This window comes from Arthrobacter alpinus, from assembly GCF_900105965.1.
GTDB lineage: Bacteria > Actinomycetota > Actinomycetes > Actinomycetales > Micrococcaceae > Specibacter > Specibacter alpinus.
The window spans coordinates 1-23,443 of sequence record NZ_FNTV01000001.1 but is presented as its reverse complement, the minus strand read 5'-3'; the positions used below and the strand labels follow the sequence as shown (position 1 = coordinate 23,443).

At 61.8% G+C, this 23,443-nt stretch carries 19 protein-coding genes, 3 pseudogenes and 2 riboswitches; of the genes and pseudogenes, 13 read left to right on the top strand and 9 right to left on the bottom strand.

The window, feature by feature from the left end; all coding sequences use genetic code 11:
- Nucleotides 1-30: 30 nt before the first annotated feature.
- A riboswitch (glycine riboswitch) is annotated at nucleotides 31-126 on the bottom strand.
- A 200-nt stretch (nucleotides 127-326) separates the two neighbouring features.
- A riboswitch (glycine riboswitch) is annotated at nucleotides 327-443 on the top strand.
- 155 nt (nucleotides 444-598) lie between these two features.
- Both cycA and purU read left to right on the top strand, forming a co-directional pair.
- Nucleotides 599-2,077, top strand: coding sequence for a D-serine/D-alanine/glycine transporter (gene cycA, locus BLV41_RS00100; protein WP_074709455.1), 1,479 nt, complete (start codon nucleotides 599-601; stop codon nucleotides 2,075-2,077).
- Nucleotides 2,074-2,979 carry a formyltetrahydrofolate deformylase gene (gene purU / locus BLV41_RS00095; RefSeq protein WP_083360506.1) on the top strand — a complete coding sequence of 302 codons (906 nt, stop codon included), beginning with the start codon at nucleotides 2,074-2,076 and terminating at the stop codon, nucleotides 2,977-2,979. Before cycA ends, purU begins: the two co-directional genes overlap by 4 nt.
- Here the strand turns inward: purU and BLV41_RS00090 are convergent.
- Nucleotides 2,976-3,959, bottom strand: coding sequence for a LysR family transcriptional regulator (locus tag BLV41_RS00090; protein WP_074709453.1), 984 nt, complete (start codon nucleotides 3,957-3,959; stop codon nucleotides 2,976-2,978). The two genes, purU and BLV41_RS00090, sit on opposite strands and share 4 nt — an antisense overlap.
- A gap of 156 nt (nucleotides 3,960-4,115) precedes the next feature.
- On the opposite strand from BLV41_RS00090, the gene BLV41_RS00085 reads away from it, so the two are divergent.
- Nucleotides 4,116-5,387: an MFS transporter gene (locus BLV41_RS00085; protein ID WP_244516658.1), complete on the top strand. Its 1,272-nt coding sequence runs from the start codon at nucleotides 4,116-4,118 to the stop codon at nucleotides 5,385-5,387.
- On the opposite strand, the gene BLV41_RS00080 is transcribed toward BLV41_RS00085, so the two are convergent.
- Together BLV41_RS00080 and BLV41_RS00075 are read right to left on the bottom strand one after the other, a co-directional pair.
- Complete coding sequence (locus BLV41_RS00080; protein WP_074709451.1) at nucleotides 5,347-6,765, bottom strand: MFS transporter; 1,419 nt, start codon at nucleotides 6,763-6,765, stop codon at nucleotides 5,347-5,349. The genes BLV41_RS00085 and BLV41_RS00080 overlap by 41 nt on opposite strands.
- Before the next feature lie 89 nt (nucleotides 6,766-6,854).
- Nucleotides 6,855-8,501 carry a PucR family transcriptional regulator gene (locus tag BLV41_RS00075; RefSeq protein ID WP_074709449.1) on the bottom strand — a complete coding sequence of 549 codons (1,647 nt, stop codon included), beginning with the start codon at nucleotides 8,499-8,501 and terminating at the stop codon, nucleotides 6,855-6,857.
- Between the two features lie 156 nt (nucleotides 8,502-8,657).
- On the opposite strand from BLV41_RS00075, the gene BLV41_RS00070 reads away from it, so the two are divergent.
- The 7 genes from BLV41_RS00070 to BLV41_RS21345 all read left to right on the top strand — a co-directional run bounded on the left by BLV41_RS00070 (nucleotide 8,658) and on the right by BLV41_RS21345 (nucleotide 13,652).
- Complete coding sequence (locus tag BLV41_RS00070; RefSeq protein ID WP_170835391.1) at nucleotides 8,658-9,971, top strand: alpha-hydroxy acid oxidase; 1,314 nt, start codon at nucleotides 8,658-8,660, stop codon at nucleotides 9,969-9,971.
- On the top strand, nucleotides 9,971-10,882 hold the full coding sequence (locus BLV41_RS00065) for an ABC transporter substrate-binding protein (RefSeq protein ID WP_074709447.1): 912 nt from the start codon (nucleotides 9,971-9,973) through the stop codon (nucleotides 10,880-10,882). Before BLV41_RS00070 ends, BLV41_RS00065 begins: the two co-directional genes overlap by 1 nt.
- A 26-nt stretch (nucleotides 10,883-10,908) precedes the next feature.
- Entirely contained in the window at nucleotides 10,909-11,841 is a 933-nt protein-coding gene (locus BLV41_RS00060) for an amino acid ABC transporter permease (RefSeq protein WP_074709445.1), read from the top strand.
- Nucleotides 11,838-12,602: an amino acid ABC transporter ATP-binding protein gene (locus tag BLV41_RS00055; RefSeq protein WP_074709443.1), complete on the top strand. Its 765-nt coding sequence runs from the start codon at nucleotides 11,838-11,840 to the stop codon at nucleotides 12,600-12,602. The genes BLV41_RS00060 and BLV41_RS00055 overlap by 4 nt, the downstream gene beginning before the upstream one ends.
- 80 nt (nucleotides 12,603-12,682) lie before the next feature.
- A complete protein-coding gene (locus BLV41_RS00050) occupies nucleotides 12,683-13,066 on the top strand; it encodes a RidA family protein (RefSeq protein ID WP_074709441.1) in 384 nt (127 codons plus the stop codon).
- Between the two features lie 86 nt (nucleotides 13,067-13,152).
- On the top strand, nucleotides 13,153-13,302 hold the full coding sequence (locus BLV41_RS22970) for an AAA family ATPase (protein WP_139244161.1): 150 nt from the start codon (nucleotides 13,153-13,155) through the stop codon (nucleotides 13,300-13,302).
- Nucleotides 13,239-13,652 (top strand): kinase, encoded by a 414-nt coding sequence (locus tag BLV41_RS21345; RefSeq protein ID WP_170835390.1) that lies wholly within the window; start codon nucleotides 13,239-13,241, stop codon nucleotides 13,650-13,652. The genes BLV41_RS22970 and BLV41_RS21345 overlap by 64 nt, the downstream gene beginning before the upstream one ends.
- A gap of 103 nt (nucleotides 13,653-13,755) precedes the next feature.
- Here the strand turns inward: BLV41_RS21345 and BLV41_RS00040 are convergent, their stop codons facing one another.
- Complete coding sequence (locus BLV41_RS00040) at nucleotides 13,756-14,460, bottom strand: ferritin-like fold-containing protein (protein ID WP_044578477.1); 705 nt, start codon at nucleotides 14,458-14,460, stop codon at nucleotides 13,756-13,758.
- 64 nt (nucleotides 14,461-14,524) lie between these two features.
- Here BLV41_RS00040 and BLV41_RS00035 point away from each other — a divergent pair, with 64 nt between their 5' ends.
- Both BLV41_RS00035 and BLV41_RS00030 read left to right on the top strand, forming a co-directional pair.
- Entirely contained in the window at nucleotides 14,525-15,997 is a 1,473-nt protein-coding gene (locus BLV41_RS00035) for an RNB domain-containing ribonuclease (protein WP_074709439.1), read from the top strand.
- Nucleotides 15,998-16,264: 267 nt separating this feature from the next.
- On the top strand, nucleotides 16,265-17,953 hold the full coding sequence (locus tag BLV41_RS00030) for a DEAD/DEAH box helicase (RefSeq protein ID WP_420836176.1): 1,689 nt from the start codon (nucleotides 16,265-16,267) through the stop codon (nucleotides 17,951-17,953).
- A gap of 87 nt (nucleotides 17,954-18,040) precedes the next feature.
- Here BLV41_RS00030 and BLV41_RS22260 read toward each other — a convergent pair whose 3' ends face one another.
- From BLV41_RS22260 to BLV41_RS00020, 3 genes and pseudogenes are all read right to left on the bottom strand, one after another.
- On the bottom strand, nucleotides 18,041-18,172 hold the full coding sequence (locus BLV41_RS22260; protein WP_044578469.1) for a putative transporter small subunit: 132 nt from the start codon (nucleotides 18,170-18,172) through the stop codon (nucleotides 18,041-18,043).
- 9 nt (nucleotides 18,173-18,181) lie between these two features.
- A pseudogene (locus BLV41_RS00025) lies at nucleotides 18,182-19,872 on the bottom strand (sodium:solute symporter family protein).
- Nucleotides 19,873-20,198: 326 nt separating this feature from the next.
- Nucleotides 20,199-21,071, bottom strand: a pseudogene (locus BLV41_RS00020) (PHP domain-containing protein).
- A gap of 74 nt (nucleotides 21,072-21,145) precedes the next feature.
- Here BLV41_RS00020 and BLV41_RS00015 point away from each other — a divergent pair.
- A pseudogene (locus BLV41_RS00015) lies at nucleotides 21,146-22,720 on the top strand (aminopeptidase P family protein).
- A gap of 74 nt (nucleotides 22,721-22,794) precedes the next feature.
- Here BLV41_RS00015 and BLV41_RS00010 read toward each other — a convergent pair.
- Nucleotides 22,795-23,106, bottom strand: coding sequence for a transcriptional regulator (locus BLV41_RS00010; protein ID WP_074709437.1), 312 nt, complete (start codon nucleotides 23,104-23,106; stop codon nucleotides 22,795-22,797).
- The coding region (locus BLV41_RS21920) for a hypothetical protein (protein ID WP_211481595.1) at nucleotides 23,103-23,443 on the bottom strand (341 nt) is incomplete at its 5' end. The genes BLV41_RS21920 and BLV41_RS00010, both read right to left, overlap by 4 nt.

Below are 23,443 nucleotides of genomic sequence, written 5' to 3'. Positions count from 1 at the left end.
CACAATTTATGGACTGCTTTCCAGAGTTGCCTCGCCATGACGGTACGGGGGCCTGAGAGATTCCTGGGGAGGATTTGCTCCTACGGCGCCGCCACATTGCTGGGAGGACTCTCCCGCCACGGTTCAAAAGGCATATTAAAATTTGGGTGATTCGAAGCACACATTACACGACGTCTGGCGGCCAGCCAAACAATGTCCACTCGATGAACCGTCTCCAGGCAGCGCGTCGGCGGGAAGTTTCATCACATGCCGGACGCGTCTTGCACGCGGTGACGGCACAGGATAATCTGTGACTCGCGTCACCAATATAGTTGTTGAAGTGCCTATGATCCGCGGCGGGAGAGTTCCGCCGGTACATCTGCGTGTAGCGCAGACATCCAGTGGGCGCCGAAGGAGCAAACCCTCCCCGGGAATCTCTCAGGCCCATGTACCGCCGTGGCGAGGCAACTCTGGAAAGCAGCCCGAACATCCGGGCTCACCGAAGGTGCAAGCGTCCCCTTGATTGCTAAGGAAACGCGGAAACTCTCAGGTCCAAGACAGAGTGGGGAGGAAGCAAATCTTCGTGGTGCACCCTGCCACCTAAACGAAGGGCCTTCCTTTGACGATCCACCAATCCATCACCACACCCGATGCCGAGCCCCACCTTGAGCGGCAACTGAGCAACCGGCATATCCAGCTCATCGCCATCGGCGGCGCCATCGGAACCGGACTGTTTATGGGCTCCGGAAAGACCATCTCGGCAGCCGGACCATCAGTGATATTTGTGTACATGATCATCGGCTTCATGCTGTTCTTCGTGATGCGGGCCATGGGAGAGCTGCTCCTGAGCAATCTCCACTACAAATCCTTTAGCGACTTCGCCGCGGACCTGCTGGGTCCCTGGGCCGGGTTCTTCACCGGCTGGACGTATTGGTTCTGCTGGGTCATCACCGGGATCGCCGATGTCATCGCCATCGCAGCCTACTCGGAGGTGCTCTTGCCGGGGATCGCGCTGTGGGTCCCCGGGGTAGTCACCATCGGAATTCTGCTGGTCCTGAACCTGACCACCGTGAAGGCCTTTGGCGAAACGGAATTTTGGTTTGCCCTCATCAAGATCGTTGCAATTGTCGCCCTGATCGGTGTGGGCTTGTTCATGATCTTCAGCCGTTTCCAATCTGAAACCGGAACGGCCAGCTTCACGAACCTGTGGAGCCACGGCGGACTCTTCCCCAATGAATTCATGGGCTTTGTCGCCGGATTCCAGATCGCCGTCTTTGCCTTCGTGGGCATTGAGCTCGTGGGAACCACAGCAGCCGAGGCCAAGGATCCGGAAAAGAACCTGCCCAAGGCCATCAACTCCATTCCCATCCGCGTCCTGCTTTTCTATGTAGGCGCCTTGGTTATTCTGATGTCGGTCATTCCCTGGACGCAGTTCGCCGCAGGCCAAAGCCCCTTCATCGCCATGTTCTCCATGGCGGGACTCGGAGCGGCCGCCACCATCATCAATCTTGTGGTCCTCACGTCCGCGATGTCCTCAGCCAACTCCGGCATCTACTCCACCTCCCGCATGGTCTACGGCCTGGCGCAGGAAGGCGATGCCCCTTTCCGGTTTTCCAAGTTGTCCAAGCGCAAGGTCCCCAACAATGCGCTGTTCCTCTCCTGCGTTTTGCTCCTCTCCAGCATCGTGTTGCTGTACGTTGGCGAGGACGTCAGCAAGGCCTTTGAAATGGTCACAACCGTGGCCGCCGTCTGCTTCGTCTTTGTCTGGTCCATCATTCTGGCCAGCTACCTCGCCTTCCGCCGGCGCCGCCCCGAACTGCATGAATCCTCGAAGTTCAAAATGCCTGGCGGCATTCCCATGGTCTACGTTGTCTTCGCCTTCTTTGCCTTTGTCTTGTGGGCCCTGACCACTCAGGTGGATACGCTCATTGCCCTGCTGGTGACACCCATCTGGTTTATTGCCCTCGCGGTGGTTTGGTACCTCGTCGGCAAGACGCCCAGTCACCGGGCCCGCTACGCGAAGTTCAAGGAAGACCTTGAATCTGAACGAGTCAACGCGCAGAGCCAACTCGGAGCTGAGAGTTCGGCAGGAAAATGAGCACCGGTCCGCTGACGCCGTCGGACATTGCTCCTGCGAATCCTCAGGAGGGTGGGGCATTCATCCTCACTCTTGATTGCACCGAATCTCCGGGCATCGTGCACGCCGTGGCGCAGTACCTGCTGAACCACGGATGCTACATCGTGGACATCAAGCAATTTGGTGACCAGCAGGTGCGGCACTTCTTCATGAGAGTTCACTTCATAGCCGGAACTGATGGGCCAAGTCCTGACGACCTCCGGCACGAATTCGGGCCGGTGGCCCAGCAATGGGGCATGAATTGGCGTCTTGAACCGCAGGGCCGCAAGGAACGCATCATGGTCATGGTCTCGAAATTTGGCCATTGCCTCAACGATCTGCTTTTTCGCGCCCGAACCGGTGAATTGCCGGTGGAAATTGTTGCCGTCGTATCCAATCACGAGACCCACAAGGACCTGGTTGATTGGCACGGCATCCCGTTCCACCACATCCCAGTAACGCCTGAAACGAAGCCAGCCGCCGAAGCAGAGTTGCTGGCACTGGTCGAGGAGTACCAGGTTGAGCTGGTTGTTCTGGCACGCTACATGCAGGTTCTCAGCGACAACCTTACGTCTGTACTATCCGGACGGGCCATCAACATCCATCACTCCTTCCTGCCAAGCTTCAAGGGCGCCAAGCCGTACCACCAGGCCTACGATCGTGGCGTCAAGACGGTAGGTGCAACGGCCCACTACGTCAATGCCGAACTGGACGAAGGCCCAATCATCGCCCAACAAGTCATCGACGTGGACCACACGTACAGCCCTGCGGATCTCGTTGCAGTTGGCAAGGATGCAGAGTGCAAGGCACTCACCAATGCCGTGCGTTGGCATGCCGAAGGCCGAATCATCCTGTCAGGGAACCGGACTGTAGTCCTGCGCTAGCCAGCGCTCCGCTGGTCGCGTCCCAATCCAGTGCTGGATTGGGACGCACCCAACAGATCCCGCCCCTCGCCCAGGACCATATCCCTGAATCGGGTGGCCTGGGCTGAAGTATCAGCACGGTTCCGCCAGACAAGTCCCACGTCCCGATGCGCGCTGGGCCAAATGATCTCCACCTCGCACCACCCCAAGCCGCCACCGGGCGCGGCCTGGGCAACAAACTTTTCCGGCGGTGCCACGGCAATGCCCAAGCCCGCTGAGACGAGTCCGCGAACCGTATGCAGGTCCTGGCCTTGAAAGGCCACCCGTGGACGGAAGCCCGCGCGTTGGCACAGGGACTCAACAATCGAGTGCATGCCGTAGCCGGGTTCCAGCATGATGAAAGGCTCGTCCCGAACAGCGTCGAGCCTTACCCCGCTAGAACCAAACAGCTGGTGCCCGCTGGAAACCACCAACTTCAACGGCTCCGAATACAGCACCTCGGACCCTATTGTCCTGCTCGGAGCAGGAGGCGGGGCCACAAGTGCCAGGTCGGCAGATCCGGTGGCCAATAGATCCAGGCAAAAAGCCCGGCTCCCCTGTTGCAGGTCGAACGTGACGCCCGGATGGTTTTGCGCAAACGCGCGAATAAGTATGGGCAGGGCAACCTCTCCAAAGGTGTGCTGAAAAGCCACCTGGATACGGCCAAACTGTTGCCCGGATTCTTCCCGCGCTTGGGCCAATCCTTCGCGGATCGCCTCCAGGGCCTCTGCCGCCCGCGGGATCAGGGCAAGCGCAGCCGGCGTCAGCTCAACGCCTCTCCCTTTGCGCAGCACCAGTGGCGTACCCACAACTTCTGCCGCGCGAGCCAATGTTCGGCTCACGGTGGACTGCGGAATCCCCAGCGCCTCGGCCGTGGCAGTCACATGACGGCTGGCCCCCAGCTCAACGAGCATGGGCAAGGCTGGCAGTAGTTTGGCCAGATCGTGGTTGTCGTTGTCCATGCCTCATGGAACCATGGGCACCACCCGCGTGTCATCCAAAAATGGATAAATGAACCAATTTCAATGCATTAGACGCATTGATTTGTGAGTTCTACGGTTGAATATGTGATTGACATGGACCAGGACCCCCCGATGAACCGCATAGGACTCACACGAGTGAGTGCGAATTGGCCTGCCCCGGACACTTCGTGGGCCGGGCATCTCCAAGGGACCTCCGGCTACCGCAGAGTCCTAGCCGCCTTGGCATGTGCGGGCGTGGCAACGTTTGCGCAGCTATATTCACTCCAAGGCATCCTGCCCCTGCTTTCCCGCGATCTGGATGTCACAGCAGCGCAGACGTCCCTCAGTATTTCGGCGGCCACGGTAGGCCTTGCCGTTGCCGTCCTGCCCTGGTCTTTTGTGGCGGACCGCTGGGGGCGCGTGCGGACCATGGGGCTGGCCGTCATTCTGGCAACCATCTTGGGGCTGCTGGTCCCCCTGTCTCCAACCTTTGAGGTCCTGCTGCTATTGCGCGTTCTGGAGGGTGCCGCGTTGGGCGGGATCCCGGCCCTTGCCATTGCTTACCTGACCGAAGAGGTCAGCCCGCGCCACGCAGCAGCTGCCGCGGGCGCCTACGTTGCCGGCACCACCTTGGGCGGCCTGTTCGGGCGGCTGCTGGCCGGACCTGTCGCTGACGTTGCGGGCTGGCGCATGGGCACCCTGGCAGTGTCGCTCTGCGCGGCCGCTGCGGCCGCCGGTTTTCTTGTGTTGGCCCCCAAACCGCGGGGTTTTGTTCCATCGCGGACCGAAGGTTTTGGTGCCGTTCTGGGCAAGTTGATCCCCCAGCTGCGCAACGCCAAATTGCTGGCCTTGTACGCACAGGCCTTCCTGCTGATGGGGACATTCGTCAGCGTCTACAACTACCTCGGCTTCCGGCTGGAGGCACCGCCCTACCTTTTTCCGGCGTCGGCTGTGGCCTTGCTTTTTCTGGCCTACCTCGCGGGAACAATCTCTTCCAAAGCAGTGTCATCTCTTGCAAGTCGCTGGGGCCGCCGCACCGTGCTGTTGGCATGTACGGCAACCATGGTCACGGGACTGGCCCTGACGCTGGCCAGTCCCGTGGTCATGATCCTGGTGGGCCTGGTGTTGTTCACGGCTGGTTTCTTCGGTGCGCACAGTATCGCCTCGGGCTGGACAGGAGCCTTGGCCACCACGGGCCGGGCCCAGGCTTCCTCGCTGTACAACCTCAGCTATTACGCCGGCTCGAGTGTGGTTGGCTGGAGTTCCGGCCTGGTGTTTCAGCACAGCGGCTGGAGCGCGATGGTGGCTGTTTTGGCCGTGTTGATGTTCCTCGCCGCGGTGGCCGCGATGGTGCTGCTTCCGGCTCGCAATGCCGGTGAGCGAAAAGCTACCGAGTCCGCACCTGGTCTCCGCCGCTTCGGTGCATGAGCAACGCCTCCACCACCGGATAGATCATGATGATGCCCAACACCGCAAAGGTCCACTGATAGCTCACCACGGCGTCGGTGACAGCGGTTCCCTCCAGCAGCGTCTGCGCGGCTCGCAAAATCAGCGCACCCACGGCAATGCCCAGGCCGGTGGCGATCTGGGAAATCGTAGAGGAAAGGGTGTTGGCTCCAGCCATTCGAGCCTTGGGAACATCCGCAAACTGCAAGGTGTTGTAGGCGCTGAATCCGATCGAACGCAGCACACCGCTGACAAAAAGCACCACGGCAATCACAGCCAAAGGTGTCTGCGGGCCCAGGAATGCACAGGCCATCAGCACCAAAGCCCCGCCGATGTTGCTTACCAGCAGGACATTCCGGAATCCGAGGCTCCTAATGAGCGGGGACGTGGCCGGCTTGATCAGGACATTGCCGGCAAACACCGCCATGGTCATCAGGCCCGCCTGAAACGCACTCCAGCCAAATCCCAGCATGAACATCAACGGCAACAGGAACGGTACGGCGTTGATAATCAGCCGATACATGCCACCACCGGCATTGCCCACCCTGAAGGTTTGTATGCGCAGGGCCCTCAGATCCAGCAACGGGTGCCGTGAGCGCTTGAACCACCACAGGGCCCCGGCCGTGCAGGCAATGGCGAGTACCAGCCAAAGAACGACGGCGACCCACGGCGTGGGTGCCGAACCCACCAGTTCCATGCCGATCACCAACGCAGCCAGCGCTGCTCCTGTCAGGATGAATCCAACCCAATCCGGTGGCGGGACCCTGCGGGCACGGATGTCAGGCACAACCTTGAGTGCCACAAGGAAGGCGAGAATCCCAAGGGGCACGTTGATCAGGAAGATCCAGTGCCAACTGGCGTAGGTGACCAAGAGTCCACCGAGGACCGGGGCCAGAACAGGCGCAATGAGGGCCGGCCAGGTCAGGTAGGCGATGGCTTCGAGGAACTCTTTCCTGTCGGCATCGCGCAAAACCACGAGCCTGCCCACCGGGACCATCATGGCTCCACCAAGACCTTGGAGCATACGGGAACCACACAGGACAGCAAGGTTTGGGCTGAGCGCACACAACAAGGACGCGATTGTGAAGACGGCAATGGCTACCGTAAAAACTTTCCTGGCTCCAAATCGCTCGGCCAGCCAACCGCTGATGGGGATGCCCACCGCCAGCGTGATCAGGTACGCGGTCATGGCCAGGTTGATATCGACCGGACGGACGCTTAGATCTGCGGCAATGCCGGGCGCGGCCGTGGCGATGATGGTGCCATCAAGAATCTCCATGAAATACGTGCCGGCGACCAAAAGCGCCAAGGCGCGGCTGAAAGAACTGCTGCCGGTCGTCGTCGCACGTTTAAAGATCACCGGCCAAGCCTAGCCACGCGCGGTGGCCGCGCCACATCCGTCCCTCGGCCCAGGAAACAATGCCGTCACATGCCGCTTCCGGGTTGGGCTTAACGGCTGGCAAGATCCATGGTCACCAGCCGCAGCCACAGCCACAGCCGCTTGTGCGGATCGTCCAGGTCCAGCCCAAAGTCTGCCGCCAGCCGGGTGAGTCGGTAGCGGACGGTGTTGTTGTGCACATGAAGCCGTGCGGCCATGGCGGAGATGTTCCCATTGGATTCCAGATAGGCCCGCAGGGTATCCACATACTCACTCTGGTGCTCGTTGTCGTGGGCCTGCAGCGCGGCAAGGTCATCAGCATCAGCCATGTCCTGCTCATCAATGAATGCCCCGATCTGCAACAGATTCAGCGGAACCCGGTGGTCCTCATACAGGCTGGCAGCAGATTTGGCGCCGCCCTTGACGGGTTGGCGACTCACAAGTAATTTCAGTGTTTGCAACGCCTGGGCCCTGGAGGCGGGGAGATCCTCAACATCGAGGGCAATCCCACCGACCGCGGCAATCAAAGGGTAGCTGCTGATGGTCTGGGAATACGCACCAATGTCGGCAACCACGCGCCTGTGCACCGATCGTGGCGTGTTGCCCTCACATGGCAGCAGCGCGTAAACCACCGAATCAATCATGGCGCTGTGGCTGCTGCCAAACTGCACCGTGCAGACTGTGGTGACCAGATGCAGGAGTTTCTGAATTTCCTGTATCGATTCCAGGTTTCCCGTCTTGGGCCGGACTATCGAAAATGCCGCAACGGCAAAGCCCTTGGCCGCATCCAGGCCCAGTTGGGCCGCCGCAAATGAGGCGTGGGCGGTGTCATCCAGGAGCGTCCTGATCAAATCGGCGTTTCTGCGCTGGCCAAAGTCGAGGGCGGCACGCGCATGGAGCATGTGCAGCCCAGCCAGCGCCGCCATCCTGTCCAAGGCAGCAAGGGCAGCACCGCGACGCTCCGCCCCCGGATCAATGATCCACATGGAACCCAGCAGCTCGTCCCCCGCGCGGACGGCGAGCGCCAATCTGCCCAACTCCTGATCCGTGGCGGGGATGAGGATGGCTGTGGCGGAGTCGTAGACGGTCTTGAAATCCTTGTCGAACGCTGGCGCCGTGGTCTCTTCAAGGGAAAGAGTTGTGACCCGGCGAAGCTCGTCAATGGGTTGGCCCGGCAGGGTGGAATAACCAAGGACGCGCCCAAGGGGATCGACAATGCTGACGGCGCCATTGGCGATGGACGCCGCCGCATTGGCGAAGGCATAGAGGTCACCGAGCCGCACGCCCGAGACCGAGTCTGTTCCGGCCCCACCCACCGCGGCCCGCGCCAAGGTGACCAACCTGCTCCACTCAGCGGAATCCGGTGCAACCAACACGGCCAACCCGAAAGGCTCGACAGCGGCACGCATCCGGCCCATGGATGCGCCGTAAGCCTTAACCACCACTGCCGCAGCATTCCCCCGGGTTGCCCGCTCCAGCAGTGTGAGAAAGCCTGGCGATTCGCAGCTAAGCCCAACCGCCAGGATGATGCTGTCCGCAACCGTTGTCATTTCAGCCAGGGGATCGTACATGAGAACACCTGCCACGCGGTGCCCTGACGTCGATGGGCTGGGATTGACATGCACCAGGTCCGCCTGCATCAAGGTGATGCAGTCTGCAAGGGAAACGGCTCCATCATGGGTGCCGCGTTGCCCCTGGTTCTGATCCTCAACGTCCATGCTTGGACGTTATCACAGCCGATTCCGAAAACTGTTGGAGATTTTCACATATAGCAGACAGGAGATCCACGTCACCATTGAGTGAGGCGGGACACACTAATTCTCTCGGTAGCAGCCGGCCACCCGGAAGCTGCAGCGCAACAAAAGGAATCAGAGATGAAATTCAAGGACATCACAGCACTGGCTTCGGTCCAAGGCCCGGCGAGATCAACTGCCGAACGCCTGAACAGGCGCTGCTACAGCGTTGGGGACATGCAGAAATTGGCGGCCAAGGCCCTGCCCAAGAGCATTCTTGACTACATCGAGGGCGGCGGCGAGGACGAGGCCTCCATGCGCCGCAACATCGAGTCCTACAACGACTGGTCCTTCATGCCCAAGTGGGGCTCCGTGGAAAACCTCAGCCTGAAAACCACCATCCTGGGCGGCCCCTCGTCCATGCCGCTCTGGCTCTCCCCCACCGGCGGCACCCGCCTCTTCCACCCGCAGGGCGAGATTGCCGCGGCCCGGGCAGCACGTGCCGCAGGCGTTCCATACGGCCTGGCACACCTGAGCACCACCACCATGGAGGCCGTTTCCGAGGCAACCCCCGGGCTGCGCCGCTGGTTCAACATGGAGCCCACCAATGATCCGGCCTTGCTCCAGGCAGTCCTGGACCGCGTGTCCAACGCCGGCTACGAGGCACTCATCGTCAACATTGACTGCCGCGACATCGGACACCGCGAGCGCGACTACCGCAACGGCTTCACGGCACCGCCGTCCATCAAGCCCAAGACCGTGCTTGAAGGAGCTCTGCGCCCCCGCTGGGCACTGGGCTTCATCACCAGCGACGCCATTGCCTTCCCCAACCTTGACGCAGAAGTCCCGACGGGTCCGCTCACCAGCACCCCCGACATGTGGCGCACGCTGCTGGCCGGCGCCTACGAACCCACAGACTGGAACGACCTGGCGGAAATCCGCGCCCGCTGGAACGGCCCCATCATACTCAAGGGCTGCGTCAACCCGAAGGATGCCGCCATTGCCGCAGGCATGGGCTTCGACGCCATCCAGGCCAGCAACCACGGTGGCCGCCAGCTGGACCACATGGCCTCCCCCATGGACGTACTTCCGGAGATGGTGGCGGCCGTCGACGGGCGCATGGAAATCATTGTGGACGGTGGCATCCGCCGCGGCTCTGACGTCATCAAGGCCCTGGCCCTGGGTGCCGATTCATGCGCCATTGGCCGCCCCTATTTGTACGGGCTCGCGGCCGCCGGCGAGGCAGGAGTTGCCCATGTACTTAAGCTGTTCAAGGCTGAAATGCACCGAACCATGGCCCTGCTGGGTGTCACCAGCGTGGCAGAGCTGAAGGAAGGCGGACGCGAGCTCATCCGCCACCGCAGAGAATTGTTTGTCCCCGGCCCCGCTGAATCAAACCAGGTTGCCGCCGCCCCGGAACCGGAATTGTCCCTGGCCGACATGGGAACCCCCTGATGGGCACGCCAATCGCAGTCCGCAAGGCAGCCGCCGTCGTACTTTCCTCAGCCCTGCTGCTCTCCCTGACAGCGTGTGGAAGTTCGACGGCCAGCGACGGCATCGCGGAACTGGGCACAGACATTCCCGCCATGGCATTCAATGAAGCCGCCGCGGCGCAACTGCCGGATTCCATCAAGGCAGCCAAAGTGCTCACGGTGGCCATCCCCACCAACGAACCGCCCACCCAGTTTTACAAGGAGGGCACCCGTGAGATGACGGGCAGCAACCCGGACATCGCCCGGCTGATCGGCCAGGCCCTGGGGGTAAAGGTTGACATCAAGGTCACCAACTTTGATTCGATCATTCCCGGCATGGCAGCCGGCCGCTATGACATGACGGTTGCCTCGATGACACCCACCGAAAACAGGATGAAGGTTCTGGACTTTGTGGATTATCTGCAGATGGGCAACTCGATTGCTGTGCCCGTTGGCAACCCAGGGGCCATCACGGAGGAAGCAGCCCTGTGCGGGAAGAAGGTGGGGCTGTTGATCGGCTCCTACCAGCTCACCGCCAACGTGCCTGCCGCCAACGAGAAATGCCTGGCGGAGGGCAAGGAGCCAATTCAGGACAGCGAATTCCAAGACACCCGGCAGGCCATTTCCGCCCTGACAAGCGGCCGCCTGGACGCGGTGCTGGCCGACTCCCCCATCCTGGACTTTGCCGCCAAGGCCAACCCGGCCATCGAGATTTCCTCCCAATACGACTTCACCCCGGTCGGGGTTGGCCTGCCCATCGAGTCCGGGTTGGTCAAGGCGGTCTCCACCGCCATGGTGGACATCGTCAAAAGCGATTCCTACCAGTTAGTTCTGAAGAAGTACGGCCTGGATGGCAGTGCCATCGCCGATCCCCGCGTCAATTTCGCCCAATAGATTCCACCCCATAGGAGGTGAACACCATGCAGCAACAACCAACGCTTTCATCCACTGATTCGCACCACGTTCCCCCAGCAGCAACGGGTGGTTCTGTCCCGGTGGTGCCCCTGCGCCACCCCATCCGCAACGCCCTCGCCATTGTCCTGATCCTCGTTGCCGCGAGCGCGGCCCTGGATGTATCCACCAATGAGCGCTACCACTGGGACGTCGTCGTCTCTTACCTGTTCTCCCCGGAGATCATGAGCGGCGCCGGGCTGACGCTGATGCTGACGGTGGTCTCCATGACGGTGGGCATCCTGCTCGGCACGGTGCTCGCGATCATGCGCCTGTCCAGCAACCCCATTCTGAGGACGCTCAGCCGTGCCTACATCTGGTTCTTCCGCGGCACTCCCCTGTTGGTCCAGTTGATTTTTTGGTACAACGTTGCAGCCCTGTACCCGGTGATTGCGTTGGGCTTGCCGTTCGGTGGACCTTCCGTGGTCATCGGCTCGGCCAACGTCCTGATCTCCCCGCTCGGTGCGGCCCTGTTGGGCCTGGCTTTGAACGAGGCCGCCTACATGGCTGAGATCATCCGCAGCGGCATCAGCTCTGTAGACAAGGGCCAGTACGACGCCGCCCGCGCCTTGGGCATGAACCGCAGCAAGCTGATGCTGCGTGTTGTCCTGCCGCAGGCCATGCGCGTGGTTCTGCCGCCCACGGGCAACCAGGTCATCTCCATGCTCAAGGGCACCTCCCTGGTCAGCGTCCTGGCCATCTCCGACCTGCTGTACTCGGCCCAGATCATCTACTCGTTCAACTACCAGACCATCCCGCTGCTCATTGTGGCCAGCCTCTGGTACCTGCTCATGACCACCGTACTGAGCTACTTCCAAAACAAGCTTGAGCGGCGCTACGGTCGCGGCTTTGACACAGCAACCCGCCTGGTTCGCCGGCCCAAGAGAAGGAAAGCATCATGAGCACAGCAATGGTGGAGGCCCAGGGAGTTCGCAAGAACTTCGCGGCCATTGAAATCCTCAAGGGCATCGACCTGAAAATTGAACAAGGCACGGTGACCTGCCTGATCGGCCCGTCCGGCTCCGGCAAAACCACATTCCTGCGCTGCATCAACCACCTGGAGAAGATCGACGCCGGCCGTCTCTACGTGGATCAGCAGCTGGTTGGTTACACCGAACGCAACGGCCGCCTGTACGAAAAGAAGGAAAGCCAGACCGCCAAGTCCCGCCTGACCGCGGGCATGGTGTTCCAGCGCTTCAATCTGTTCCCGCACATGACGGTCATGGAAAACATCATCGAGGCTCCCGTTCACGTCCTGGGCCGGCCCAAGAAGGAAGTCATCACCGAGGCCCAGGTCCTGCTGGACCGGGTTGGCTTGGGCGACCGGGGGCATTCCTACCCGCAGGACCTCTCCGGCGGCCAGCAGCAGCGCATCGCCATTGCCCGGGCCCTGGCCATGAAGCCCAAGCTCATGCTCTTTGACGAGCCCACCTCTGCCCTTGACCCCGAGAACGTCGGAGAGGTCCTGGAGGTCATGAAGGACCTCGCGGCAGAGGGCATGACCATGGTGGTTGTCACCCACGAGCTCGCCTTCGCCCGGCAGGTGGCCGACCAGGTCATCTTCATGGACATGGGCGTGGTGGTGGAGAGCGGGCCGCCCGAAGAAGTTCTTGGCTCACCCAAGCACGCGCGCACCAAGGCATTCCTCTCCAAGGTTTTGTAATCCGCTTCCCTGCCACCACCGGCAGACGCACCCAACAGCGCGGCCGCACCCGACCGCCGTCGAACATCAAGGAAAACCCCATGCTCCGCACACAAATCATCACTGACAAGGCGCCGGTTCCGGCAGGCCCATACTCCCAGGCCATCGCCGCCAACGGTTTCCTCTACACCGCGGGCCAAACACCGCACCACCCCGTCACGGATGAGACCCTGGGGGAAACGATTGGCGAGCAGACACGGGCCGCCATGGAAAACCTGGCGGCCGTGCTCGCCGCTCACGGTTTGGACTTCTCGCACGTGGTCAAGGCAACCGTTCACCTCCAGGATCCGGCACGAGATTTTGCCGGATTCAACGCCGCCTACGAGGAATTTGTTCAGGCACCCTACCCGGCGCGAACCACGGTGGGCTCATTTCTGGGTGACTTCCTCGTGGAGATTGACGCCGTAGCAGTGATTCCAGCCTGATCCCTGCAACACCGTTCGCTAACTGGCATGTGGCCCCGTAATGCACCCAGGTGCGCCTGCGGGGCCACACGTGCTTGGATGGAAGCATGTCCCTGCTCATTGTGGTGCGTGGCAATTCCGGCTCCGGGAAGAGCTCTGTTGCCCGCGCCCTGCAACAGGAGTTGTCCGGTGTGTGGATAGAGCAGGATTATTTCCGCCGCACCGTCCTGGGGAAAGTGGAAATTATTCGGCGCTGACGGTTGAGCTGATCGAACAATCCGCTGCCCTGGCCCTGAACCACGGCAGGAGCGTGATTGCCGATGGCATGTTCAACGCCAGTAAATACAGCGGCTCTTTCCGCAGGCTGCAAGAAAACCACGCCGGCGCCAGCCACTTTTACGCATATGACCTCACGCTCGAGGAAACGCTTCGCCGGCATGCCACCCGCGCCCACAAGCAGGCCGATTTCGGCGAGAAGGCCATGCGTGGCTGGTACCACGGCTGGGACCCATTGACGGGAATCGAGGAGCGGCCGATCACGGCGGAGGAGTCGCTGGCCGAAACGGTGGCCCGCATCCTCAACGACGTGCGCAACGGCTCACGGTAGCCGGTAGTCGCGGCCCGCCGCGAAAACGGGGCAAACCCGTCAGAACGGCGTATCTTGTGGGGCGTTTGGCGAGTTGACACCGTTTTCGGCACAAACGTCGGGCCTAAGCCGTCAGCCCCAGCTTGCTCATGCGCTTGGAGTGGTTTCGCGTGAGCGCACTCAGGATGGCCGATACCTCTGCCGCAGCCTGCTCATGTGTGGCGTCCGGGCGCAGCCCCACGAGGAAGCTGTGCTTGGCACCGATACGCTGCACCTGGGTCAGGGCCTCCCCCACCATGCGCCGCCCCCACAACGCCAAGCGCGAGGACAGCCGCGGGTCCTCGGCCAGCATGGTTCTCAGCAGCGAGGTCAACACCTCAATCTGCTCGTCACTTGTGCGGACCTGGGCAATTGCCTCACGGGTGGGCTCATCCAGGTGCTCGGCAATTGCAGCGTAAAACTCTTCAGTGATCGTCTCAACCACATAGGCCTTCATGAGCGATTCGTGCCAATCAGCGGGGCGGGTCCGCTCGTGGAAGGCATCAACCATGCGCTGGTAGGGTGCCATGGCCAGTTCCGGATCCATGCCCATGGCGTTGAGCCGTGCACACATGGATTCGTAATGGCCATACTCCGCCACGGCCATTTTTCCCAGCACCGCCCTGTCGGCCAGCGACGGCGAGTGGCGCGCGTCGGTTGCCAAACGCTCAAACGCGGAAAGCTCCCCGTAAGCGATGCTGCCGAGCAGATCCACCACAAAGTTGTCGTAGCGGGCGCTCAATTCCCCTGCGGAAACGGAATCATCGGCGTCGGAAGCTGAAATACTCATACCCCCAGAATAGTCCGTGCCGCGCCGCCCTTGTTCCCGGGCAGGATTCGTTTACGCTGAAACGGTGCCGTACTCTCACATTGGCGTCAGAAGCAGCGCCGCAGAACAGTCCCTTGCCCAAGCCCTTGCCGCCCTGAGCGAGGAGTTCAAGTTGCCCGGCGAGTTCTCCCCTGACGTCTTGGCGGAGGTTGACCGGGTCATTGCGGCCCATCAGCTGCCCGCACCCGATCTCACGGCGCTGCCCTTCATCACGATCGATCCGCCCACCTCGCAGGACCTCGACCAGGCCATGTATCTGGAGCGCAACGACGACGGCTACATTGTCCACTACGCCATCGCCGATGTCCCCTCCTTTGTCCCCGCCGGTGGTCCGCTCGATGCCGAGACCCGTCGACGTGGCCAAACCATCTACACGCCTGGCCAACGCATTCCCCTCCACCCCGCTCCAATGAGTGAGGGCGCCGCCAGCCTCTTCGCCAACGATCCCCGCTCGGCCTACGTCTGGCAGATCCATCTTGCCGCTGACGGTTCACAGACCACCGCCACGGTCCGCCGCGCCACAGTGAAAAGTGTTGCCAAGCTTGGCTACGAACAAGCCCAGGAAATGTACGACGCCGGGACTGCGCCCGCCGCTTTCGCCGACACCTTGGCACTGTTGGCCGAGATTGGGACGAAGCGCATCGCCCTGGAACGAGCCCGGGGCGGCGCCAGCCTGAACGTGCCGGGCCAGGAAGTGGAATTCGTCGACGGCCGCTACGTCCTGAGTTTCCGCCCCAACCTGCCCATCGAGGAATGGAATGCCCAGATCTCTCTTCTGACCGGCATGGCCGCTGCCACGATCATGATCGAAGGCAAGGTGGGCATCCTTCGCACCATGCCCACCCCGGATGAAGAATCGATCGCCACGTACAGGCTGCAAACCGTGGCCCTGGGAACCCCGTGGACCAAGGACATCGCCTATGGGGAATATCTGCGTAGTCTCAATACCGAGGATCCCAAGCAACTTGCCCTGATGCACGCGGCGGCAAGCCTGTTCAGGGGCGCCGGTTACACCCCATTCAACGGCACGGTTCCCCAAGAAATCATGCAGGCCGCGGTTGCCGCGCCTTACGCGCACACCACCGCCCCCCTGCGCAGGCTCGTCGACCGGTTCGTACTGTCCCTCTGCGCCGCCTTGTGCGCCCAGGAAGAGGTTCCGGTGTGGGCCGTTGAGGCACTGGCAGAACTGCCTGAGATCATGAGTGCCTCAAACCAGCTGGCCAGCAAGGTGGACAAGGCGGCGATCGACACTGTTGAGGCGGCCTTGCTAAGCCACCAGGTGGGAGGCGAGTTTGACGCCGTCGTCCTTGCCGGGCCACGCAGCAACGGCCACAATTCCAAGTCCGCAACCGCCCGCAGTTCCATCCAGATCAGCGTCCCTGCCGTGACCGCCTACTGCGAAGGTGACCTGACTCCGGGAACCGTGGTTCGGGTACGGCTTACCGCTGTCGATATTGCCAAGCGCAGCGTAACGTTCGTGCCGTCAGCGCAAAGTTAGGGTGTGCGGCTAGACTGAAGAGGTAGACATGGATGCCCGGTCGTTGATTAAAAAGTATTGATTCAACAAACCCGCCCCAACGCGCGTCTTTTCAGCTCCTCCCAAACCCGTCGTTCTGACAAAAGGGAGGGCTAAGTTTTTGTTAGCCCGCGATCGGCTTCCCTAGATAGTGCCGCCGACCTGCGTTCCGTGAGGCCTTCCAAGCGCCAGCGTTGAGCCCGGCTGACGGCACCTTGTATAGACGAATTGAATGGTAAGCATTTGAGCATTGAAGCAGATTCACTCCTGCAGGCAGAAGACAGCAACGAGATCGTTGAAATTGACGGATCCCTCAGCAGCACCGAGCCTGCCCGGCACGAAGAAAAGGAAACGTTCGCCAGCTTTGGCGTGCACCACGAGATCGTTTCCTCCCTGACCGAGGCCGGCATCCTCCACCCCTTCCCGATCCAGGCCATGACCCTGCCCATCGCGTTGACCGGGCACGACATCATTGGCCAGGCCAAGACCGGAACGGGCAAGACGCTCGGTTTCGGCATCCCGGCATTGAACCGCATTGTGGCCCCCAAGGACGAAGGCTTTGCAAAGCTTGCCGCCCCGGGCGCCCCCCAGGCCATGGTGATTGTGCCCACCCGCGAGCTTGCCGTGCAGGTGGCCGGAGATCTCACCACCGCCTCCAAGCACCGCGGCATCCGCATCGCCACAATTTATGGTGGCCGCGCCTACGAGCCCCAGGTCGAGGCCCTGCAAAAGGGTGTCGAACTTATTGTTGGTACGCCCGGCCGCCTGATCGATCTGCTCAAGCAGCGCCACCTGAACGTCAAGCACGTACGCATCGTGATCCTCGACGAGGCCGACGAAATGCTGGATCTGGGCTTCCTGCCCGACGTTGAAACGTTGATTGCCGGCACTCCTCCGGTTCGCCAGACACTGTTGTTCTCGGCCACCATGCCCGGCCCGGTTGTTGCCATGGCACGGCGCTACATGACCCAGCCCACGCACATCCGTGCCGCTGACCCGGACGACGAGGGCTTGACCAAGCGCGACATCCGCCAGCTCATCTACCGTGCCCACAACCTGGACAAGATCGAGGTTTTGGCCCGGATCCTGCAGGCCAAGGACCGTGGCCGTTCCATCATCTTCACCAAGACCAAGCGCACCGCAGCCAAGGTGGCCGAGGAGCTGGTTGACCGCGGATTTGCTGCGGCAGCCATTCACGGCGATCTGGGTCAGGGTGCCCGCGAGCAGGCCCTGCGGGCCTTCCGTAACAACAAGGTTGACGTTCTGGTGGCCACCGACGTTGCCGCTCGCGGCATCGACGTCGATGATGTCACGCACGTGGTCAACTACCAGTGCGTTGAAGACGAGAAGATCTACCTGCACCGCGTGGGCCGTACCGGCCGCGCAGGCAACAAGGGCACGGCCGTGACCTTCGTTGACTGGGATGACATGCCTCGCTGGGCCCTCGTCAACAAGGCACTGGGTTTGAGCGTTCCCGAGCCCATCGAGACGTATTCCTCCTCCCCTCACCTCTACACGGATCTGGATATTCCGGCCGGTACCAAGGGCCGCCTGCCGCGCGACAAGCGCACGCACGCAGGCATTGACGCCGAAGTGCTGGAGGATCTGGGCGAGACCGGTAAGCGCAACGCCCCGAAGCAGGACTCCTCTCGTGGCGGCGACCGCAACGCCAACCGCGGTGGCAACCACACCGGTGCCCGCCACGGTGAGAAGCGCCGCGAGGAGTCCGGCCGTGACGGCGGAAGCCGTGCCGCCAGCAGCACAGGTGAGAAGCGCGAGGGCGGCCGGAGCCGCCGTCGTCCATCATCCGAAAGTGCCGCGCCGGCCGAAAACAGTGCCCCTGTGGCGGCCTCGGCCGAGGCCGCGGCACCGCGTGCACGCCGGACCCGCACCCGCCGCCGCAACGGTGAGACGGTAGCCAAGGAGTCCGGCGAGTAGAACTCACCGGCACCACGCAAACTGCCCTGCCGGTTCATCAAGAAATCTTCTTGACGAACCGGCAGGGCAGTTTTTTTGTTGTGGCCGCTAAATCAGCGGTCGGCCTTCACGCCGGGCGTCCAGGATTTCCTGGAGGAAGGCTTTGCCCAGCACGTAGAGCACGCCAGCAACGATGACCGGCCAGATCAGAACATAGAGGGATAGAAAAAATACGGTCATGAACAGTGCCTAGGCTTTCTTCTCGAGAAGGGTTCCGGGGGTGTTGTGGTTGGCTTCCTCCCGGTTGTCGAAGTCGCCGATGCGCTCCTTGATGGTGTCGAAGTCAAAGGTCGCCTGGTTGCGGAAGCACATGAAGTAACACACCAGGGTGCTGACAGCGTAGGCAACGAGCGAGCCCGAGAGCACCGTGTAATCGTGCAGGACGCCGATCGCGAATGGTGCGGCCGCGAGCATGGCAACGGCCGCCACGATCTTGGCCGTTTTGAGGCCAAAGAACCCGAAGGCCATTAGGCCAAGGACCACGCCAATGCCGACAACGGAGAGTACATCCACCACGATTCCGGTGGCGCCGCCCATGGAGATCCACTCAAACCGCACAGGGATGAAGCAGGCGAGGGCGGCAAGCACCGAGATGGTGAAGGCCTTGTTGGTGATCTTTTCCCAGTAGAAGCTGGCAATGACGGGGAACACCAGGGCACCCCAGAGGCTCCGACAAACACCAGCAGGTCAAGGATGTTTAGCTGTCCGCTGGCAAAATACAGGCCGGCGCCGGTGGCCACAATCATGGTGATGCGGCCAATGAACAGCATGGTCTTGGGGTTCGCCTTGCCCTCCTTGGCGATGTTCTGGCCGTAGACATCGGCCATCATGATTGAAGACATGGCAGATAGGTCTGAATCAGCCGTGGAGGACAGCGCACCCACGATCATGATCAGGAAGATCCCCAACAGCACCGGGCTGAGATAGGTCGCGGCCATCTGCGGGATCAGGTTGTTGGTGTCTCCATCCAGCGGAAGAATACCGGCGTACAGGGCCATGACACCCATCATGCCAATCCCAATAATGGTGGCGCCATAGCCAACCGTGGCCGTCACGAAGGTCTTCTTGATGAGGTCTTCACGTACGGCAAAGAGCCGCTGGGCAATGGTCTGGTTACCGATGGCGTAGGCCAGAACGGCCGCGATGTACGGTGCACCCTGGTTCATGAACGCGTCGGAGGAGAAGAAGTTGGACTGCTGCGGCGTCAACCTCGAAGCGCCCGTGACAAACATGTCGGGGCGCCGGCGGCAAAGAAAACCACCGGAATAATGATCACCACGGCCCCGAGCATGGCAAAGACCTGCGCGGCGTCGGTGAGCACGGAGGCCCTGAACCCTGACCACAGCGAGTACAGCAGGATGCCGCCGCCGATGAAACAGGATGCCTTGGGTGAAGCTAAACGGGGACAGCAACGCAATCAGCGCACCACCGGCGATGAAGTTGGAGGTGATGCTCACCATCGATCCAACAATGTTCGAGCCGGCGAGCATCAACTGGCTTGATTTGCCGTGCCGGGCGTAAATGACCTCCGCCAAGGTGTGGGCCTTGGGGGCGACGGCGCGGATTCGCTTGCCAAACGGGTAGATGAACAAGATCATCAACGCGCCCCACAAACCGTAGTGGATGGGCCCGGATATTCCGTACGTGTAGCCGGAGGTGGCCGAGGCGTACATTGACGACGCCCAGATCCATGTTGCGGTCATGCTTCCGGCCGATATCCCAAAACCGACCTTGTTGCCGGCGGTCATGTAGCCGTCAGCGTTTTCATTCTTGCGGCCAATGAACAGTGTCATTAGCAGTGTGCCGCCGTAAAACAGCACTAATAGTCCAATTACTGTCCAACTTCCCAGTTGGTGAAGTCCTGCGCCATTCGGCACCATTCTTGTCCCTTCGATAGACGGAATTCACCGGCATTCCGCCAACAATCAGCGTGCGCCGCCAAATAAGGGTGCATGAGGTAATCCGGTGAGGACCTGTCAGGCGCACTTCCCGCCCGGGACCAGCCGCCAAGGCAAGCAGAGATTTCTGCGCAGGCGGCCCAAAGTGAAGTGCTTTCAAGGCTTATCTTCACTACCGAAAATCAACGGCTGACGTTCAGCCGGCAACGGGATTACAACGGCTCAAAAGGGGACTTTCGCCACACTTTCGAACCAATCATCTCTTGTGACTGTAACAGTGCCCGTGATTGAACATGGCCGCTATGCCCTCACAAGGGTACTGATGGTGCATACTTCGCCGTTATGCAGGAACGGCGCGGAACCTGTCCCCTGGGCAGGATGCGGTCCAGCGCCCCAGGCGTTGTGAGATTTTCGCCCAACAAATTGGGCTTGCCGGCCCCGTGATAGTCCGAGGACCCGGTCATGAAGAGGCCGGTTTCCTGCGCCAGCCTGCGCAGCCACGCGCGACCCTCGGGCGGATTGTCCCGGTGCTCCACTTCCAAACCGAGCAATCCGGCGTCGATCATGTCGTGAAAAATCCCCGGGCAACCACACGCCCCCTGGCCGACGCCAGCGGGTGCGCAAACACGGGACGCCGCCGGCGGCACGGACCAATTCCACGGCGTGCACCGGATCCGGCGCGTAGTGGCTGACGAAATAGCGCGAATGGGAGGTGAGGATGCTGGCGAAAGCCTCGTTCCTGTCCCCACGATGCCCGCCGCTACCAGGCATCAGCAATATGCGGGCGGCCCACCGTGGCTCCGGGGGCAACATGGCGCTGACGTCGTCCCAGTTCAGCGGGTAGTCCTCAGCGAGGCGTTCCACCATGCGTTCGGCACGGCTCAGCCGGGCCACCTTGGCCTTGGTAATCTCCTCCAACAGCGCCGGGTTGGCGGGGTCGTGGAGGTAGCAGAGCAGGTGGACACTGATTCCCAGTGAGGTTTTGCAGGAGATTTCCATGCCCGGAATCAGGCCGACGCCGTGGTCTTTCGCGGCTGCCCTGGCCTCGGCCCAGCCGTCGGTGGTGTCGTGATCTGTCAACGCAACCACATCCAGGCGGCCTTTGCGGCGGCGGCGACAAGCTCGGCAGGGCGCTGGGTGCCGTCGGAAATATTTGAGTGGGCGTGCAAATCGATTCTCACGTTCCAAGCCTACGTCGCTTCTGCATCCCGTGTGCTTCTTTGTCCCAAGGCGCAAGCGGTGGGAGACTTAAGGGGTGAACCAGACTGAGCAATCCTCCGCGCACCCCGACCACTCAAGCGATCAGCCCCTCGAGGAGCGTGTGAACAACCGTTCGCAGCGGCCCGACTCTGACGCCTTCCGTTCCTTCATGGCTTCCAGCTGGGCGCCGTCGTCCACTGAACTCCCCGCCCGTGCCGAGGTGGCAGACCATGCCGCCCGCCGCCGTCGTGCCATCTCCGAGCAGTTCAAGACCGAACGCCTGGTCATCCCCGCCGGCCCGTTGAAGGTCCGCTCCAACGACTGCGACTACCGTTTCCGCCCGCACTCCGCATTCGCGCACCTGACCGGTCTGGGCGTTGACCACGAGCCCGACGCCGTGCTGGTCATGGACCCCGTTGCCGAGGGTGCCGGGGACGACGGCGGCCACCACCGCGCCACCCTCTACTTCCGCCCCATGGCTGGCCGGGACACGAAGGCGTTTTACGCCGATGCCCGCAGCGGAGAGTTCTGGATTGGCCGCCGCCCCACCCTGGCCGAATTCCAGGCCCAGCTTGGTCTGCCAACGGCCGATGTTACCGAGCTTGAGGTTGCCGTCACCAAGAACGTCGGCGAGACGTCCGTGGGCGGCACGTCCATCCGCTTGGTGCGCAAGGTTGACGAGAACATCGACGCTCTCGTGGACACTGCCCGCTACAACACGGCCAAGAACCCGGATTCCCTGGACTTCGGCGCATTGGATGATCTGGACGGCAAGCTGGCCGAGGCGCTTTCCGAGCTGCGCCTGATCAAGGACGCCTGGGAAATCGAGCAGATGAAGATTGCTGTCGCGGCCACCGTGAACGGCTTCGAGGACATCGTCAGGGCCCTGCCACGCGCGGTTGCCCACCAGCGCGGAGAGCGCGTGGTTGAAGGCGCATTCTTTGCCCGCGCCGCGCGAAGAAGGCAACGAGCTCGGCTATGACACCATCGCCGCCGGCGGTAACAATGCCACCGTGCTGCACTGGAACCGGAACACCGGAACCGTCAACGAGGGCGAGCTGCTGCTCGTTGATGCCGGCGTTGAGGCTGATTCGCTCTACACCGCGGACATCACCCGCACGATTCCCGTCAACGGTACGTACTCGGATGTTCAACGCAAGATCTACCAGGCCGTTCTGGATGCTGCCGATGCAGCCTTCGCCGTGGCAGTCCCGGGCCGCAAGTTCCGCGAGGTGCACACGGCAGCCATGGAGGTTTTGGCAGACCGTCTGGCTGCTTGGGGCCTGCTGCAGTTGCCGCCGAGGTTGCGCTCTCGCCCGAGGGCCAGCAGCACCGCCGCTGGATGCCGCACGGCACCAGCCACCACTTGGGCATGGACGTGCACGACTGCGCCCAGGCCCGTGCCGAGCTCTACCTCGATGGCATCATCACCGAAGGCATGGTCTTCACCATTGAGCCCGGCCTGTACTTCAAGGAAGAGGATCTGGCCATTCCGGCCGAGTTCCGCGGCCACGGAGTCCGCATCGAGGACGACATCCTCATCACCGCCACCGGCCCGGTCAACTTGAGCGCCGCCCTTCCGCGCAAGCCCGAAGAAGTTGAGGCCTGGATGGCCGGCCTGGCCGGCTAGCTTTCTCGGCTCTCGATCAACTACGACGCCGGGTGGTCACCTTTGTCAGCAAAGGTGACCACCCGGCGTCGTTGTTATTCTTCGGTTGTCCGGCCTGTCGAGACTCCGGCGATCAGTGCCTTCAGCGCCGCGACATGATCCTCATAGGCGGCCCGGCCCTCGGCGGTCAGCGACGCCCACGTCTTCACGCGGCCCTTGCCCGTGGGCTTGGTGAGTCTCACATAGCCGGCCTCTTGGAGCGCCTTGAGCTGTTTGCTGGCCACCGAATCGGCCACGCCAAGCATGTCGCGAATAACGCCAAATTCGGCCTGTTCCACACTGCTGAGAAAAGCACAGATGCGCAGCCTGTTAGGCGCGTGGATCACCTCGTTCAGGGCGGGCGTCATTCGGCGGTCCGCAGCTGTGTGCGCAAGGCGCCGTCAAAGAGCCGCCCGAAGACGTTTACGGCCACAAAAACGATGGCCCCGGCCACCCATGCTGGCCAGTGGAACCCCTTCTCGGCATGAAAGTAGTAGGCACCAATCATGCAAATGATCATGAGCAACACGAGGGGAACCGTCCACCAGCTGGCCTTGCCCGCCTTTAGCCCATTGATCCAGAGTCCAGTCTTCTCCTTGTAGGCCCCCATCAGGATGCCAATGCCCAGGAAATACACAACGGCGACACCGATCATGATCACGGTGCCGCCGATTGTGTAGGCGACAACAAACACCGCGGCAAGCA

Excerpts from the sequence above, each read along its gene's own strand:
- BLV41_RS00070 (WP_170835391.1), top strand. The coding sequence starts at position 8,658 with ATGAAATTCAAGGACATCACAGCACTGGCTTCGGTCCAAGGCCCGGCG.
- BLV41_RS00090 (WP_074709453.1), bottom strand. The coding sequence starts at position 3,959 with ATGGACAACGACAACCACGATCTGGCCAAACTACTGCCAGCCTTGCCC.
- BLV41_RS22260 (WP_044578469.1), bottom strand. The coding sequence starts at position 18,172 with ATGACCGTATTTTTTCTATCCCTCTATGTTCTGATCTGGCCGGTCATC.
- BLV41_RS00065 (WP_074709447.1), top strand. The coding sequence starts at position 9,971 with ATGGGCACGCCAATCGCAGTCCGCAAGGCAGCCGCCGTCGTACTTTCC.
- BLV41_RS00055 (WP_074709443.1), top strand. The coding sequence starts at position 11,838 with ATGAGCACAGCAATGGTGGAGGCCCAGGGAGTTCGCAAGAACTTCGCG.
- BLV41_RS00075 (WP_074709449.1), bottom strand. The coding sequence starts at position 8,501 with ATGGACGTTGAGGATCAGAACCAGGGGCAACGCGGCACCCATGATGGA.
- purU (WP_083360506.1), top strand. The coding sequence starts at position 2,074 with ATGAGCACCGGTCCGCTGACGCCGTCGGACATTGCTCCTGCGAATCCT.
- BLV41_RS00050 (WP_074709441.1), top strand. The coding sequence starts at position 12,683 with ATGCTCCGCACACAAATCATCACTGACAAGGCGCCGGTTCCGGCAGGC.
- BLV41_RS00010 (WP_074709437.1), bottom strand. The coding sequence starts at position 23,106 with ATGACGCCCGCCCTGAACGAGGTGATCCACGCGCCTAACAGGCTGCGC.
- BLV41_RS22970 (WP_139244161.1), top strand. The coding sequence starts at position 13,153 with ATGTCCCTGCTCATTGTGGTGCGTGGCAATTCCGGCTCCGGGAAGAGC.
- BLV41_RS00040 (WP_044578477.1), bottom strand. The coding sequence starts at position 14,460 with ATGAGTATTTCAGCTTCCGACGCCGATGATTCCGTTTCCGCAGGGGAA.
- BLV41_RS00060 (WP_074709445.1), top strand. The coding sequence starts at position 10,909 with ATGCAGCAACAACCAACGCTTTCATCCACTGATTCGCACCACGTTCCC.